The organism is Microbispora sp. GKU 823, assembly GCF_002027145.1.
Lineage (GTDB): Bacteria > Actinomycetota > Actinomycetes > Streptosporangiales > Streptosporangiaceae > Microbispora > Microbispora siamensis.
Window position 1 is genome coordinate 37,090 of the sequence record NZ_MWJN01000025.1, and the last position, 15,267, is coordinate 52,356.

The following is a 15,267-nucleotide window of genomic DNA, read 5'->3' on the forward strand; positions in this document are numbered from 1 at the left end:
CAGGCCGATCGTGCGTCCGCCCGGCAACTTGATAGCCACGGGACTTCCCTTTCTCAGGCACACACGAAGTGCGCGGATTACACAAGTTACGCACGTGATTCACGCGCCAAGAGATTTGTGGGTTGTCACGCTAAACATCACGTATGCGCATCTCCGCTATCCGTAAGCCCGGACGGTCAAGAACGTTCCAATCCGTCGTCGACCGAATGCGGCGGCGCCGCGCCCGCTGAGTGGATCCTGGGACATTCAGGACGTACGGCGTACGTCAAAATCGTCGGCATGGCCGACATCCCCCGAGAGCCAGGCTCAGCCGACCATGCGAAGGCCCTCCGGTACGCCTGGAGGGTCTGCTCGGTCACCGGGCTCGGTCTCGTGCTCATCGGGCTCAGCTCGAGCACCCTGAACGTCGCCCTCCCCACGGTCGTACGGCACTTCGACGCCGGGCCGCTGGCGTCGAGCTGGATCCTGCTCGCGCATCTGCTGATCAGCACCGCGACGCTGGTGTTCTTCGGCCGCGTCGCGGACCTGCTCGGCAGGCGGGAGGTCTACCTCGTCGGGTTCGCCCTGTTCACGAGCGCGTCGCTGCTCGCCGGGATCGCACCGGACGTCGGCGTGCTCATCGCCCTGCGGGCGCTCCAGGGGCTCGGCGCGGCCATGATCCTGGCCAACGGCACGGTGATCGTCACCGCCGCCTTCCCGCCCGACCGGCTCAGCCAGGGGATGGGCGTCTACATGGCCACGCTCTCGGTGGCCCAGCTCGCCGGGCCGACCCTCGGCGGCCTCATCGCGGACACGCTCGGCTGGCGGTGGATCTTCTGGATCAACGTCCCGGCGGGCGTGGTCGCGCTCACCTGGGGCGCGGCCGTGCTGCGGAAGGTCCCGGCCGGTCCCCGGCAGTCCGTGGACGCGCTGGGCAACCTGATCGTGTTCGCCGCCCTGTCGGCCGTGTTGATCGCCATCAGCCAGGGCGAGCCGTTGCCCGGCGTGGCCGCCGCCGCGCTCGTCCCCGCGTTGTTCGCGGTGGAGCGCAGGGCGCGCAACCCGGTGCTGAACCTCACGTTGTTCGGCGGGCGCATGCTGCTGTGCGCCAATCTGGCGTCGTTCGCCAACGCGCTGGCGCGTTCGTCGCTGATCCTGCTCGCCGGGCTCTACTTCCAGGCCGCTCGCGGGGCCGACGCGCTGGCGGCCGGGATGGGCGTGCTGCCGGTCCCCGTGGGCATGACCATCGCCTCTCCCCTGGCGGGCACGCTGGGCCGCCGGGTGAGCCCGTACGCGCTGTCGGTGGGCGGGTGCGCGCTCACGGCGTCGGGGCTGCTCGTCCTCACGGTCTCGGCCGACCCGGCCACGCCCTACTGGGTGATCGGGATCGGGCTCTTCGTGTGCGGATGCGGCAGCGGCGTCTTCCTGACCGGCAACACCACGCAGGTCATGAGCGCGCTGCCGGAGGAGAGCCGCGGCGTGGTGAACGGCTTCCGCCTGATGGTCATGAACGTCGGCGTCGTGCTCAGCGTGGCGACGACGCTGAGCGTGCTGACCGCCTCGGTGGCGCCGGCGCTGCGCGACCAGGTATACGCGGGGACGCTGTCACAGGTGTCCCCGGTCGCGCTGCGGCAGCTCATGGCCGGGTTCCGCACCACCTATCTCGTGCTGTTCTGCGTCGCGCTGCTCGGCGTCCTCTTCGCGGCCATGGCCTCGACCCCGGACATCAGCAGATCCAGGCCGAAGGCGTAGTAGGCGTCGAGGTCGGGCTCCTCCTCCATCGTCTTGGCGTACTCGACGATGCGGGGGAACTCGTCGGCGGGGAGCCGTTCCAGGGACAGCCGCTTCTGCCGGCGCAACTCGGCCGCCTCCGCTGCGGTGAACGCGCCGGGGCAGCCGGGCTCGTTGTCGACCAGAGCCATCGCGCCGTGCAGCAGGTATGTGGAGACGGCGTAGCCCTCGCTCAGTGTGAAACCCGCTTGGGCGAGCAGGTCGAGCGCGGTGTCGGTCGCGCGGCTGAAGCTCGGGAGCTCCTGCTTCTCGACCATGCCGAACAGCCCCGGCATGTACCGGTGCCGCCGCATCACCCCGACCAGCGCCTCGACCATCGCCCGCAGCCGCAGGTTCCACGGCGCGGCCGGCTCGAACTCGGGGGTGACCTCGGCCAGCAGGTGGTCGGCGACGCAGACGAGCAACTGGTCCTTGTTCTTGACGTGCCAGTAGAGGGCCATCGGCGTCACCCCGAGCTCCTGGGCGAGCCGTCGCACCGTTACCGACTCCAGACTCTCGGCGTCGGCCAGCTCGACGGCCTTCTCGACCAGACTCAGGCGGCTCAGCCGCTCCGTGTTCGCCATGGCCCGCAGCCTCCCTACCTCCTCGGCACTTGACAACTATACGCCGTACAAGGTCTCCTATGCACCGTACATGTACGCCGTACATGTACTGCGTACAAGAGGAGGACACATGTCCGGACGGTGGTGGGCGCTCGTCGCGGTGGCGCTCGCGACATTCATGACCTATTTGGACAACAACGTGGTCAACGTGGCTCTGCCGACGATCCAGCGGGACCTGGGGCTGACGATCTCCGGCCTGGAGTGGATCGTGAGCGCGTACATCCTGGTGTTCGCGGGCCTGCTGCTCGCCGGCGGACGCCTGGCGGACGTCTTCGGCCCCCGGACGGCGTTCTTCGGCGGCCTGGCGGTCTTCACGCTCGCGTCGGTGGCGGCGGGCCTCGCCGGGAGCCAGGAGACGCTGATCGCGGCGCGGGCGGTGCAGGGGCTCGGCGCGGCGCTGGTGACACCGTCGACGCTGGCCCTGCTGCCGCGGATCTTCCCCGATCCGCGCGAGCGGGCGACGGCCGTCGGCATCTGGAGCGCGGTCGGCGCCCTGGCCCTCGCGATCGGCCGCTCACCGGCGGGTTTCTCAGCGAGAACACCGACTGGGGCTGGATCTTCCTGATCAACCTGCCGATCGGCGTGGTCGCGGCCGTGATCGGCCTGCGTTCGATCAGGGTCGAGCGGGCCTCGTCCGGGCGGGCGTCCCTCGACCTGCCGGGCCTGGCCACCTCCGCCGTGGCGCTGTTCGCCCTCACCTACGCGCTCATCGAGGGCGAGTCGCGTGGGTGGACCTCGGCGCCGATCATCGGGGCGTTCGCGGTCTTCGCGGTGGCCGCCGTCGCGTTCCTGGTCGTCGAGTCCCGTACGGCGCAGCCGATGATCGACCTCACGCTGTTCCGTGAGCGGGTCTTCAGCGGCGGCCTGCTGTCGATGGGCCTGTGGTCGTTCGGCGTCTTCGGCATCTACTTCTTCACCGCGCTCTACCTGCAGAGCGCGCTCGGGTTCTCCCCGACGGCGGCGGGCGCGGGCTTCGTGCCCATGGCGCTGCTCATGGCGGTGATCGCGAGCGTCTCACCGCGGATCGCCGAGCGCTTCGGCAGCGCGGGCACGGTCGCCGTCGGCCTCGGCCTGATGGCGGTGGCCGTCGGCGGCCTGTCGAGCGCCGGCGAGGGCTCCCACTACGGCGACCTGCTCCCCTGGTTCCTGCTGTACGGCGCGGGCGCCGGCCTGCTCGTCCCGCTGACCAACGTGGTGCTGAACGCGATGCCCCCCGCGAGGGCGGGCGTGGCCTCGGGCGTGCTCAACGTCTCCCGTGAGGTCTTCGGCCTGCTCGGCATCACGATCCTGGGCGCGATTCTGAGCGCCAGGCAGAGCGCGGTCGGCGGCGCTCCGCTGCACGCCTTCCTGGAGGCGTACCGGTTCACGCTGGTGATCGCGGCGGCGATCGTGCTGGTCGCGTCCCGGTCAGCGTCTACTCCCTGCGCCGCACCCGGGCCGCCGCCGCTTCCGCCGAGCCCAGCGAACCCGCCGTGGCCGAGCCCGTCGCCTGACTCCCGGGGCTGAGGGCAACGGGGCTCAGGACAGCCGGAAAGCAGGACAGCAGAGCACGAAAGCAACAGGGCAGCAGGGCTCAGGGCAGCAGGGCACCGGCCCGCTTGACGGTGCGGATCACCGGGGCGGTCTCCACCTCGCGCACTCCGTCCAGCGTCGCCACCCGCTCCGTCAGGTAGCGGTAGAGGGCCCGGGTGTCCCGGCAGGTCACCCCGGCCATCAGGTTGGTGGGGCCGGTGGTGGCGGCCACCACATCGGCCTCGGCGTGCCCGGCCATGGCCGCGCCGACCGTGGTCAGCGCCCGTGGCTCGACCTTCATCCACAACCAGGCCTCGGCATGGTAGCCGAGCGCCCGGGCGGGGATCTCGACATCGAAGCGCAGCGCGCCGCCGGCGCGCAGTTGCTCCAGCCGGCGGCGGGCCGTGGTCTGCGAGCACCCGGCCGCCGCCGCCAGTTCGCCGAAGCCGGCCCGCCCGTCCCGGGCCAGCACCCGCATCAGGGCACGGTCCTCGTCGTCCAGGCTGATCTCGTGCTCGTCCACGTGATCCGGGCGCAGGCGTGCGGCCTGCTCGTCCGAGAGCACGACGGTCCGGCTGCGCCATCCGGCGAACATGTGCAGCGTGGCGTGCGCCGACATCGCGACGACGCGCGGCGTCTTGGGGAGCTTTCTCAGCAGCAGGTCGTCTCCCTCCCCGCCAGCCTGGACGCCGCAGGCGATCTCGGTGCCGCCGGACAGCAGGCGCACCCAGACGGTGTCCTCACGCCGGGCCAGCGCCTCGGCCACCGGCCCGGCGGCGTCCGGCGTGCACACCAGGCGCACCGCCCAGGCGGTCTGCCCGAAGCGGGTGCCGTCGAGCATCCCGACCACCCGCAGGAGCCCCTGAGAGCGCAGCCTGCGGTAGCGGCGCGCGATGGTGTGCTCGGAGGTGCCGACGACCTCGGCGATCCGGCGGAAGGAAGCCCGGCCGTCGATCTGAAGCGCGTGTACGAGAGCACCATCGAGGCCGTCCAGCACGCTGGTTTTCTCCATATCTCATAATTTCATGCGATTTCTCGCCGCGGAGATGCCTCCGGCCTGCGGGCGGCGCAGGTGAGAAGTGATCGTGGGCGCATGAGCACTTACCTGGTTTTCGGCGGCACGGGAACCGTCGGCCGGCGCGTCGTGGAGCGGCTCGCCCGGGCGGGCGCCGCCGTACGGGCGACCAGCCGCCGCCCGCGTACCGCCGGCCTCCCCACGGGCGTCGAGGTCGTCACTCCGGACCTGGACGCGCCCGGCGCCCTTGACGGTGTCGAGGCGGCGTTCCTGATGTGGCCGTTCCATTCGGCCGAACCCGCCCGGCCCCTCGTCGCGCGCTCAAGCGCCGCGCCCGCCGGGTCGTCTTCATGACCGGTGGCGACGCACGCCCGGGCGTGGCCCCCGAGCTGCAGCCCACCGCGGTCGCCCGCTGGCACGCCACCGTGGAACACCTCATCGAGCAGTCCGGCATGGAGTGGACGATCCTGAGCCCCAGCACCTTCATGGCCAACACGCTGTGGTGGAGCGAGCAGATCAAGGCCGGTGACATCGTGCGAGGCGCCTACGGGCAACTGAAGACGGTGCCGATCCACGAGGACGACATCGCGGCGGTGGCCGTACGCGCCCTGACGGAGGACGGGCACGCCGGGCGCCGATACACGCTCACCGGACCCGAGGTCCTCACCCAGGAAGAGCAGGTGCGGATCATCGGCGAGGCGACCGGGCGGCCGCTGCGCTGGCACGAGCTGACACGAGAGGAGGAACGCGCCAGGCTGCTGGCCGATCCCGGCTTTCCCGACGGCTTCGTGGACGAACTGCTCGGCGGGTACGCCACGTTGATCGCCGCCCCGCCGCCCGCCGTCACCACTGCCGTGCTCGACATCACCGGCACTCCGGCCACACCGCTGTCGGCGTGGGCCGCCGAGCACGCGGCCGACTTCGGCGGTGAGCGGCGATGAGAGTGATCGTCATCGGGGCCGGTCTCGGCGGGCTGGCCCTGGCCAACGGGCTGCGCGGGACCGGCGTCGACGTGGCCGTCTACGAACGCGACGCCTCGCCCGTGATCCGTGGGCAGGGATACCGTCTCCATCTCGGCGACCTGGGCATCGACGCGCTGGCATCCGTGCTCGCGCCCGAGCGCTGGGCCGCGTTCCTGGCCGCCGCCCACACGCCCGGGCCGCGGTTCGTCCGTCTCGATCCGGCACTGCGGGTGCTGGAAGAGCACGATTTCGGCGGCCGGCACCTGTCGGTCGACCGGCAGGAATTGCGTGACACCCTGCTGGCCGACGTGAAGGGGCTGGTCACCTATGGCAAGCGCCTCACCGCCTTCCAGGCGGAGGACGAGTATGTGACCGCGCGCTTCGACGACGGCACCACCGCCACCGGCGAGGTGCTGGTGGGCGCCGACGGCGTCGGCTCCGCCGTACGCCGGCAGTATCTGCCGCACGCCCGCGTCGTCGGCACCGGCCTCACCCAGCTCTACGGCAAGATCCCGCGAGAGTCGGCCGAGGACCTGGACCACGTGTTCAGCGCGGTCACCGGGCCCGGCCACCGCGTGGTGGGCATCGCCCACACCCGCGACTACGCCACCCTCTCCTTCAGCGCCCGCACCGAAGAGCTGCCGCCGGAGCCGCACCTGCTCAGATCCCTCGTCATGGAGATGACGTCCGGCTGGCATCCCCGCATCCGGCGGATGCTCGCCGACTGGCGGGAGATCTTCCCGCTGGTGCTGCGCACCAGCGTTCCGATCGCCCCCTGGGACACCACCCGCGTCACGCTGCTCGGCGACGCGGCCCACGCGATGAGCCCGGCGGGGGGCGCCGGGGCCAACCTCGCCCTCCGGGACGCCGCGAGCCTGGCCGCCGCTCTCGCCGGTGGCCGTCCCCTGATCCCGGAACTGCTGATCGCGGAACTGCGTTCGTACGAGCGCGAGATGATCGACTCCGGCTTCGCGGCGGTCCGCGCCTCCGCCGCCAACGGCGTACGGGTCCTCGGCCAGGACCCGCTCCCCAAGCTGACGTCCCCGTACCGGCTCCGCCACCCCGCGGAGCGTACGGAGACCGCCCATCATTTCCCCCGCGATCGAGCGGGGGCGGATCCGGGACAATGGGCCGGTGCCGGCACGCAGACTCGACCCGGGAAAGATCAGAGAGGCGCTCGACGCCCAGCTCGCCGATCTCGGACGGCCGCCGTTCGACGGTCCCGAGAGCAGGGCGGGCGACGCGTGCGTGCTGGCCGTGCTCGACGCCTACGACGCTGGGCTCACGCCGGTGAGGGCCGCCGCCCGCGCCGCCGTACGGCACCTGCTGGAGGAACTGGCCGCCCGGGCGCCGGGACGGTCGGTGGAGGTGCGGGTCCCCCCGTACGCCGCCGTGCAGTGCGTGGAGGGGCCCAGGCACACGCGGGGCACCCCGCCCAACGTCATCGAGACCGACCCCCGCACCTGGCTCGAACTGGCCACGGGTCGGCTGTCCTGGGCCGGCGCCACCGACGCCGGGAAGATCGCGGCCAGCGGCTCCCGGGCCGACCTGTCCGCGCTGCTCCCCCTCTGGTGACCCCCGCCCGGGGTCACCGGAACCCGGAGAGCTTGTTCTGCACGCAGCGCTGCGCGTCCTCCTGGGTGGGGTAGAGCCGCCGGTCGAAGCACTCGCCGACATGCCTGGTGTGGAACCAGTTGTAGAGCGCCACGCTCATGATCAGGGCGAGCAGCAGAGTGAGCGTGCTCAGCACCACGCCTCCGACCGCCCTGCCCCGGTTGGAGTTCCTGGCGATCGCCACGATGCCGAGGACGAGCCCGACGACCGCCACGAGCGTGCCGACGCCGCAGACCAGCAGCAGGACGATCGAGCAGATCCCGAGCACCAGCGCGGCCGTCCCGAGCCCGCCGCCCGGCTGAGGCCCCCAGGGCCCACCGGGAGGTCCCCCGGGTCCCGGAGGCGGCGGCAGCGGCCCCCCGTACGGCGGCTGACCGTAAGGAGGCTGGCCGTAGGGCGGGCCTCCGTAGGGCGGCCCTGCGGGTCCTTCGGGCGTCCCGGCCGACGGCTCCCGCTCCTCCGGGGCCCCCGGGCCGTACGGCTCCCGTGGGCGCCCGGGGTCGTCGGGTGTCGCCACGATCATCCCTCCCGTACCGATTCAGGGCCATATCCGATTCTTGGGGCCTGCCCGAAACCCCAGACTCCCCCGAAATCCGCCTGTGAGCAGGGGAGACACGGCAAAGGCCGGGTGATGCTTCCGGCGCCTCACGGGCATGCCCAGGTTTGAGCAGCGCCAACGCCCAAATAGACTCAAGTACGTGTTGAAGGGCGACGGCCGGCTGGGCCATGACCTCGACCCCCAGGACCGCGCTCCGAAGGACGCCTGTGGCGTCTTCGGCGTATGGGCGCCCGGGGAGGACGTCTCCAAACTCACCTACTACGGCCTCTACGCGCTGCAGCACCGCGGGCAGGAGTCCGCGGGCATCGCGGTCAGCGAGGGCAACCGCATCCTCGTCTACAAGGACATGGGCCTGGTGGCCCAGGTCTTCGACGAGTCGATCCTCGGCACCCTGCGGGGACACCTGTCCATCGGGCACTGCCGCTACTCCACCACCGGATCGAGCGTCTGGGAGAACGCGCAGCCCACGCTGAACTCCAGCGACGGCAAGGGGCTGGCGCTCGCCCACAACGGCAACCTGATCAACACCGCCTACCTCGCCGAACGGCTCACGCCGGGCTCCACCCGGGCGACGACCGACACCGAGGTGCTCACCGCTCTCCTGGCGCAGGACTCCTCGCGCCCGGTCGAGGACGTGGCGGCCGAGCTGCTCCCGGAGGTCAAGGGCGCCTACTCGCTCGTCTGGATGAACGAGACGACGCTGTTCGCCGCCCGAGACCCGCAGGGCATCCGCCCGCTCGTGCTGGGCCGGCTGGAGCGCGGCTGGGTGGTCGCGTCCGAGACCGCCGCCCTCGACATCGTCGGCGCGTCGTTCATCCGCGAGATCGAGCCCGGCGAGCTGCTGACCATCGACGAGCGCGGGGTCCGCTCGCGCCGCTTCGCGCCCGCCGAGCCCAAGGGCTGCCTGTTCGAGTACGTCTACCTCGCCCGGCCCGACACCACGATCGCCGGGCGCGGCGTGCAGTCCACCCGGGTCGAGGTCGGCCGCGTGCTGGCCCGCGAGCACCCGGTGGACGCCGACCTCGTGATCCCCACGCCCGAATCCGGCACCCCCGCCGCCATCGGCTACGCCGAGCAGAGCGGCATCCCGTACGGCCAGGGCCTGGTGAAGAACTCCTACGTCGGCCGGACGTTCATCCAGCCGTCGCAGACCATCCGCCAGCTCGGCATCCGTCTCAAGCTCAACCCGCTGCGCGAGGTCATCGAGGGCAAGCGCCTGGTGGTCGTGGACGACTCGATCGTGCGCGGCAACACCCAGCGGGCCATCGTGAAGATGCTGCGCGAGGCCGGGGCCACCGAGGTCCACGTCCGGATCTCCTCGCCCCCGGTCGCCTGGCCGTGCTTCTACGGCATCGACTTCGCCACCCGCGCGGAGCTGATCGCCGGGTCGCTGTCGGTCGAGGAGATCCGCTCCTCGCTCGGCGCCGACTCCCTCGGGTACATCTCCCTTGAGGGGCTCACCCGGGCGACGACGCTGCCGGCCGACCGGCTCTGCCGCGCGTGCTTCACCGGTGAGTACCCCATTCCGATCGAGGACGACAGGGTGGGCAAGTTCGTGCTGGAGGCTCAGCGATGACCAGCTACGCCGACGCCGGCGTCGACATCGAGGCCGGCGACCGCGCGGTCGAGCTGATGAAGTCGCGGGTGGCGCGCTCCCGCCGCCCGGAGGTCGTGGACGACGCCAGCGGCTTCGCCGGGCTCTTCGACGCCTCGGCGTTCCTGCGCTACCGCAGGCCGCTGCTGGCCACGTCCACCGACGGCGTGGGCACCAAGGTCATGCTGGCCCAGCAGCTCGGCAAGCACGACACGATCGGCATCGACCTCGTCGGCATGGTCGTGGACGACCTCGTGGTCTGCGGGGCCGAGCCGCTGTTCATGACCGACTACATCGCGTGCGGCAAGGTCGTGCCCGAGCGGATCGCCGACATCGTGGGCGGCGTGGCCGAGGGATGCCGGCTCGCCGGCTGCGCGCTGGTCGGCGGGGAGACCGCCGAGCACCCCGGCGCGATGGGCCCCGACGAGTACGACCTCGCGGGCGCCGGCACCGGGGTCGTCGAGGCGGACGAGTTGCTCGGCCCCAATCGGGTCGTGCCCGGGGACGTGGTGCTCGGGCTGGCCTCCAGTGGCGTCCACTCCAACGGCTACTCGCTGGTCAGGCACGTGATCAAGACCGCCGGGCTGGGCCTGGAGCAGGAGCTGCCCGAGCTGGGCCGCACGCTCGGCGAGGAACTGCTGGAGCCCACCCGCATCTACTCGCTCGACTGCCTGGCGCTCATCCGGGAGACCGAGGTGCACGCCCTGGCCCACATCACCGGCGGCGGGCTGGCGGCCAACCTGGCCAGGTCCCTGCCGGGCACGGTGGACGCCCTTCTCGACCGGAACTCCTGGACCCCGCCCGCGATCTTCGAGGTGCTGGCCGGGCGCGGCGGCGTGCCCCAGGAGGAGATGGACAAGACGTTCAACCTCGGCGTGGGCATGTGCGCGATCGTCCCGGCGGCGGAGGCCGACAAGGCGCTCGCCCTGCTGAACGGTCGCGGCCTGCCCGCCTGGGTGCTGGGCGAGGTCGTCCCTGGCGAGGGACGAGCCCGTTTCCGTCAGTGAGGTCCGGGCCGCCCGGCCCGATGGACGATCGCCCGACGGAGGTCGTGACGGCCACGGCCGGTCGTCCGGAGCGCCGCAGCCGAGCGGTCCGGCCACACCTCATGGTGACCGACGCCACCCGTATGCGATCCGTCACATCGGGGGAGGCGGCGAGGGACATCCGGCTACAGAAGATGCACCAGTTCGACAGCCCGGCGGACTCGACGAATGGTGGAACACGCCGATGACGCCGACCGACTGTGACAGTGCGACCGGCCGGCTCTCACCCCGCGCCCGTCTCCGTACCGGAGGCGAGGCATGCGGGAGAGCGCTCGCGGACATTGAGAGAACCCGGCGGGAACGTCCCCGCCGGGTCACTCACCTGGCGATCAGAACCGGGTCAACGCCGCCCACGGCGATCGTCGTCGCCGTCGTCGTCGTCGACGGCCGCGTAATCGGCGTAGCGATCAGCCAACTCGTCGTAAGGGTCATGCTCGTCACTGTGGCCGGAATCGTCGGCGTCCACGACTCCGAGCTCCGCGCGCAGGCGCTCAAGATCCGTACCGCCGCTGTTGTACTTCAGCTGACGGGCGACCTTGACCTGCTTGGCCTTGGCTCGGCCGCGCCCCATTGGCTCGACCCCCTCATGCGGGGCCGTGCCCGACCCCTCGTCACTAACGCACCGCGCACCGACGCCACCTGACTTCAGGCGTCAGTCTCTCGTTCGCCTATTACCGTACCTGGTTTGTGCGCCGCTCGGTACGTCGTACGAGCGGCGGCGGTCAGCGCCGGAGCCAAATACCCCTTAGCCGACCGATTTCTGACATTCTCCGCTCTGCCAGCCTATCCGCTGCGACGGCGGGAGGGACGCCTTCCTCCTCGGCCGAGCGGAAGATCTTCAAGGTCGTGTCGAAGATCTTCGCCGCCCGGGCGCGGGCCCGTTCCATGTCGAAGCCCTCGATCTCGTCGGCCACCTGGATGACCCCGCCGGAGTTCACGACGTAGTCCGGGGCGTACAGGATGCCCCGCTCGGCGAGCTGCTTCTCGACGCCGGTATGGGCGAGCTGGTTGTTGGCGCCGCCGCAGACGATCTTCGCCTTGAGCCGGGGGACGGTCTCGTCGTCCAGCGCGCCGCCGAGGGCGCAGGGCGCGTACACGTCGATGTCGGAGCTCGCGAGCGTGGCGGCGTCGGCCACGACCTCGACGGCGGGGTGGCGCCGCCGCACCCGTTCGACGGCCTGCTCGTCGACGTCGCAGATCACGACCTCGGCCCCGTCCTCGATCAGGTGGTCGACCAGGCGGCGGCCGACCTTGCCGACCCCCTCGACCCCGACCCGCCTGCCGCTCAGGGAGGAGGCGCCGTACACGTGGTCGGCGGCGGCCCGCATGCCCTGGAACACGCCGAACGCGGTGAGGATGGAGGAGTCTCCGGCGCCGCCGTGCGCCGGGGTGCGGCCGGTGACGTAGGAGCACTCGCGCGCCACCACGTCCATGTCCTCGCTGTAGGTGCCCACGTCGCAGGCCGTGTAGTAGCGCCCGCCGAGCGACTGGACGAACCTGCCGTAGGCCCGCAGGAGTGCCTCGCTCTTGTCGGTCGTCGGGTCGCCGATGATGACGGCCTTGGCGCCGCCGTGGTCGAGGCCGGCCAGCGCGTTCTTGTACGCCATGGCCCGGGAGAGGTTGAGCACGTCGGCGAGTGCGGCCTGCTCGCTCTGGTAGGGATAGAACCGGGTGCCGCCGAGCCCCGGTCCGAGGGCGGTGCTGTAGATCGCGATGATGGCGTAAAGGCCGCTGCGCTCGTCGGAGCAGAAGACGACCTGTTCGTGTCGCACCGGCTGGGCGGGGTTCGTGTCGCCGCCGGAGCTGGAATCCTTGTGGGACAGCCCGAAAACGTCGGTCACGGTGGTGACTCCTGATCGTGTACGCCGCCTCGTTGCGGCGATCGGCCTTCAGCTTATCCGACGCACCCGCGAAACGATCATGAAAAGCCGAGATGGTGCTGCACATGTGTCCGGCGACGTGGCACGATTCTGGTGTGCTCCCCTACGCCGCCTATCTCCGTGTGTACGAGCCGCTGACCGCTTTCGCCCCTCAGGATCAGGCTCGGTGGGCCCGGTACGCCGAATCGCGCGACCGGCCGCGCCGGGCAGGCGCGCTCGAGGTCGAACACGGCGAGGCGGTCCGCCGCCTGCTGTCGGTCCCGCCGCTGCCGGCGCCCGAGCGGGAGAGCCCCAACGCGTACCTGCGCCGGGTGGAGGAGACGCTGTACGTCTGCCCCTGGCAGAGCAGGCTGCGGTCGTGGCTGGCGTTCGCGTCGTTCCGCGGGAGCGTCCCGGTCAAGCTCGCCTCCCGGTTCGTGCCCCAGGCCATCGCGGAGCAGACCGCCGACGACTTCGACCGGTTCAAGCGGGGAGAGCAATCCCTTCGTACCCACATCCGCACGAGCACCTGGCATGTGCCGATCGCGTGGTTCGTGCCGTTCGACTCGGCCGAGCGCTGGCTCGTGCTGGGCTCGGAGCAGCCGTCCGAGGCGGGCGCGCAGACCACCGCCGCGCCGCCCAGGAACATGCTGTACGTCACCTCGATGGCACAGGCCCGGCGCCGGGTGGCCCGGGCACTGGTGGTGATCCGCAGGCACGTCGGACAGGTGGCGGCCCTCACCGAGGTCGAGGAGGTGGGCCGCTGGCTGGAGGAGTTCCACCCCCACTCGCTGGTGGAGCTCGACTACGGCGGCCTCGTCCATCTGATGGACGACAGGACCCTGCAGGGCGACCAGTCCGTCGCCGAGGTGGCGACGGCCCTCGCGGGTTTGGACAACGGTCAGGAAGAACTTGCCTTCGCGATGTATCAGCGGGTCATCCTCCGTTGGAGGTCGATCCGCGCCCTGGAATCGGCAAACTGACGGTCATGAACACGCCCTGACCTGCCGATTCTGGTCATGGCATAGTCGATCTCACATCTACGAACTGAGTAGTTTGCCGTTTTCACTGCGATACCACGAAACGTGTCGCTAGAATCACCGAGCGTGACATCAACCCGTGGTCGAGACGTTGTGCCCAGAGGGCTCGCCAATCGCACTACGTGGCTGTATGGTCACATCGGGTGATGCCGTAAATGATCCTAGAAACCGCACGTTTTGGATCATTGAAGGACATCCGTGACAGTGCCGCGACCGACAAGATTTGCCCAGACCAAGCGGTGTCCAGAGTGGTGCGACGCGCCAGGGCAGGGATTGACGGAAGGGGCACTTGCGCCAGACAAGTCGCAGGATCGCTGCCGGCGGTCCACACGGAGGAGAGGCCGCACAAATGTCAGCTCGTACACCCGAGGCCGAGCCGCTGCTCACCCCGGCGGAGGTCGCCACGATGTTCCGCGTCGACCCCAAGACCGTGACCCGGTGGGCGAAGGCGGGCAAGTTGACGTCCATCCGCACCCTCGGCGGTCACCGGCGGTACCGGGAGACCGAGGTCCGGGCACTGCTCGCGGGGATTCCGCAGCAGCGGTCCGAGTAGGACGTGGCCGCCACGCCACGGGGGGACGACGGCGCGCTCGCGTCGGGGATGTGAGCGCGTCCACCACACTCCCGTGACCGCTACGGGTCATGGGAGGGATCTGGGGTCGGCGCCGCCCGCCCGGCGCCTCCCCGCGTGCACGGTCCGTTCCGTCCGCCCCGGCGGCTCCCCCGTCTCCCCATACGTACGCCCTGGTCTTCGTACCTCGTCGCGAATGCGTTGAGGGGTTCAGGAAACGGCCTCGCCGTTCACGGCGGGCAGCAGGGTCTCCAGCAGCACCCGCACCCCGGGATCGTGCCCGCTCGCCGCCCGCAGGAGCGCGACCATCTGGTCCACCAGGAGGCGCTCCAGCTCGGCCCGCTCCATGTCGCGGTGCTCCAGCCAGTCGAGGCCGGCCGTCTCCACCGAGGCGACCCACGACCTCAGCGTGACGCGCAGCGCCGGACCGGGCGCGTCGACCCTCATCTGATGAATGATCATGCGCAGCATGCGCTGCCGCACCCCGTCGACGATCTCGCCGATCTCCCCGGCGCGGTTGGCCGGGCCTCCCCTGAGCAACGCGGCAAAGCCGGCCGCGTGCTCCTCGACGAAGTCGAAGTAACGGGTCAGGCCCGAGCTGAGCTGCTCCAGCGGCCCGCCCTCGCCCTGCGTCTGTAACCGCGCCTGCAGTTCCGCCGCCGCGCTGCGCAGGGCCGCCACGTAGAGCTCCTGCTTGCCGCCGAAGTAGTGGTAGACGAGCGCCCTCGACGCGCCCGCGGAAGCCGCCACGTCGTCGATCGAGACGTCCTCGGCGTCGTGCCTGCTGAACAGCTCGAGCGCGGCGGCGATGAGCTCCTCCCGCCGCCGGTCCACGCTGAGCCTGCGGCGCGCCGGACGTGCGCCGTCTTCCGCTTGGCGTGTGGCACTCACACTCCGCACCCTAGCGAATCGGCCCTCTGGGAGGGGGACCGGCCGAATCAAGGGTCCCCCTCTAACCCCCTCCCGGTTCCGGCGTCCTACCCGTGGTGCGGCTAACCTTCCCAACGCCCGATTAGAGGAAGGATCCTGTCTTACCGCGATCAACCCGTACCCTCTGGGCGACTCGATCGTTTGGTGTGTCAGGTGCACGTCCACGCATCGTGGGGAGAACCATGTCAGGACC

The 15,267-nt window shown here is 70.9% G+C and carries 14 protein-coding genes and 2 pseudogenes; 10 read left to right on the forward strand and 6 right to left on the reverse strand.

Annotated features, from left to right (window positions below):
• Positions 1-279 precede the first annotated feature (279 nt).
• Entirely contained in the window at positions 280-1,731 is a 1,452-nt protein-coding gene (locus tag B1L11_RS15735) for an MFS transporter (protein ID WP_079315177.1), read from the forward strand.
• Here B1L11_RS15735 and B1L11_RS15740 read toward each other — a convergent pair.
• Positions 1,638-2,333, reverse strand: a complete 696-nt coding sequence (locus tag B1L11_RS15740) for a TetR family transcriptional regulator (protein ID WP_079315178.1) — start codon at positions 2,331-2,333, stop codon at positions 1,638-1,640. The genes B1L11_RS15735 and B1L11_RS15740 overlap by 94 nt on opposite strands.
• 157 nt (positions 2,334-2,490) lie before the next feature.
• Here B1L11_RS15740 and B1L11_RS15745 point away from each other — a divergent pair.
• Positions 2,491-3,878 (forward strand): annotated as a pseudogene (locus B1L11_RS15745) (MFS transporter).
• 67 nt (positions 3,879-3,945) lie between these two features.
• Here B1L11_RS15745 and B1L11_RS15750 read toward each other — a convergent pair.
• On the reverse strand, positions 3,946-4,896 hold the full coding sequence (locus tag B1L11_RS15750) for an Lrp/AsnC family transcriptional regulator (RefSeq protein ID WP_079315179.1): 951 nt from the start codon (positions 4,894-4,896) through the stop codon (positions 3,946-3,948).
• 81 nt (positions 4,897-4,977) lie between these two features.
• On the opposite strand from B1L11_RS15750, the gene B1L11_RS48335 reads away from it, so the two are divergent.
• From B1L11_RS48335 to B1L11_RS15765, 4 genes and pseudogenes are all read left to right on the forward strand, one after another.
• Complete coding sequence (locus B1L11_RS48335) at positions 4,978-5,253, forward strand: SDR family oxidoreductase (RefSeq protein WP_218671150.1); 276 nt, start codon at positions 4,978-4,980, stop codon at positions 5,251-5,253.
• On the forward strand, positions 5,250-5,840 hold the full coding sequence (locus B1L11_RS15755; RefSeq protein ID WP_218671151.1) for an NAD(P)H-binding protein: 591 nt from the start codon (positions 5,250-5,252) through the stop codon (positions 5,838-5,840). Before B1L11_RS48335 ends, B1L11_RS15755 begins: the two co-directional genes overlap by 4 nt.
• Positions 5,837-6,742: pseudogene (locus tag B1L11_RS50905) on the forward strand (FAD-dependent oxidoreductase); the annotation flags it as partial. The gene B1L11_RS15755 and the pseudogene B1L11_RS50905, both read left to right, overlap by 4 nt.
• Positions 6,743-6,995: 253 nt before the next feature.
• Positions 6,996-7,436, forward strand: coding sequence for a sterol carrier family protein (locus B1L11_RS15765; protein WP_143737303.1), 441 nt, complete (start codon positions 6,996-6,998; stop codon positions 7,434-7,436).
• 13 nt (positions 7,437-7,449) lie between these two features.
• Here the strand turns inward: B1L11_RS15765 and B1L11_RS46845 are convergent, their stop codons facing one another.
• Positions 7,450-7,992: a DUF4190 domain-containing protein gene (locus B1L11_RS46845; RefSeq protein WP_179155165.1), complete on the reverse strand. Its 543-nt coding sequence runs from the start codon at positions 7,990-7,992 to the stop codon at positions 7,450-7,452.
• A gap of 181 nt (positions 7,993-8,173) precedes the next feature.
• On the opposite strand from B1L11_RS46845, the gene purF reads away from it, so the two are divergent.
• Both purF and purM read left to right on the forward strand, forming a co-directional pair.
• Positions 8,174-9,610, forward strand: coding sequence for an amidophosphoribosyltransferase (purF, locus tag B1L11_RS15775; protein ID WP_079315182.1), 1,437 nt, complete (start codon positions 8,174-8,176; stop codon positions 9,608-9,610).
• Positions 9,607-10,635 carry a phosphoribosylformylglycinamidine cyclo-ligase gene (gene purM, locus B1L11_RS15780; RefSeq protein WP_079315183.1) on the forward strand — a complete coding sequence of 343 codons (1,029 nt, stop codon included), beginning with the start codon at positions 9,607-9,609 and terminating at the stop codon, positions 10,633-10,635. Before purF ends, purM begins: the two co-directional genes overlap by 4 nt.
• A 379-nt stretch (positions 10,636-11,014) precedes the next feature.
• On the opposite strand, the gene B1L11_RS15785 is transcribed toward purM, so the two are convergent.
• Both B1L11_RS15785 and B1L11_RS15790 read right to left on the reverse strand, forming a co-directional pair.
• The gene (locus B1L11_RS15785; protein ID WP_079315184.1) at positions 11,015-11,245 is read right to left on the reverse strand and encodes a DUF3073 domain-containing protein; all 231 of its coding nucleotides are present in this window, start codon (positions 11,243-11,245) and stop codon (positions 11,015-11,017) included.
• Between the two features lie 151 nt (positions 11,246-11,396).
• Positions 11,397-12,515 carry a Glu/Leu/Phe/Val dehydrogenase dimerization domain-containing protein gene (locus tag B1L11_RS15790; protein WP_079315185.1) on the reverse strand — a complete coding sequence of 373 codons (1,119 nt, stop codon included), beginning with the start codon at positions 12,513-12,515 and terminating at the stop codon, positions 11,397-11,399.
• A 134-nt stretch (positions 12,516-12,649) separates the two neighbouring features.
• Here B1L11_RS15790 and B1L11_RS15795 point away from each other — a divergent pair, with 134 nt between their 5' ends.
• Both B1L11_RS15795 and bldC read left to right on the forward strand, forming a co-directional pair.
• Complete coding sequence (locus B1L11_RS15795) at positions 12,650-13,516, forward strand: hypothetical protein (protein ID WP_079315214.1); 867 nt, start codon at positions 12,650-12,652, stop codon at positions 13,514-13,516.
• 406 nt (positions 13,517-13,922) lie between these two features.
• Positions 13,923-14,126 carry a developmental transcriptional regulator BldC gene (gene bldC, locus B1L11_RS15800; protein ID WP_013133571.1) on the forward strand — a complete coding sequence of 68 codons (204 nt, stop codon included), beginning with the start codon at positions 13,923-13,925 and terminating at the stop codon, positions 14,124-14,126.
• A 228-nt stretch (positions 14,127-14,354) separates the two neighbouring features.
• On the opposite strand, the gene B1L11_RS15805 is transcribed toward bldC, so the two are convergent.
• Positions 14,355-15,035 (reverse strand): TetR/AcrR family transcriptional regulator, encoded by a 681-nt coding sequence (locus B1L11_RS15805; RefSeq protein ID WP_256862580.1) that lies wholly within the window; start codon positions 15,033-15,035, stop codon positions 14,355-14,357.
• Positions 15,036-15,267 lie beyond the last annotated feature (232 nt).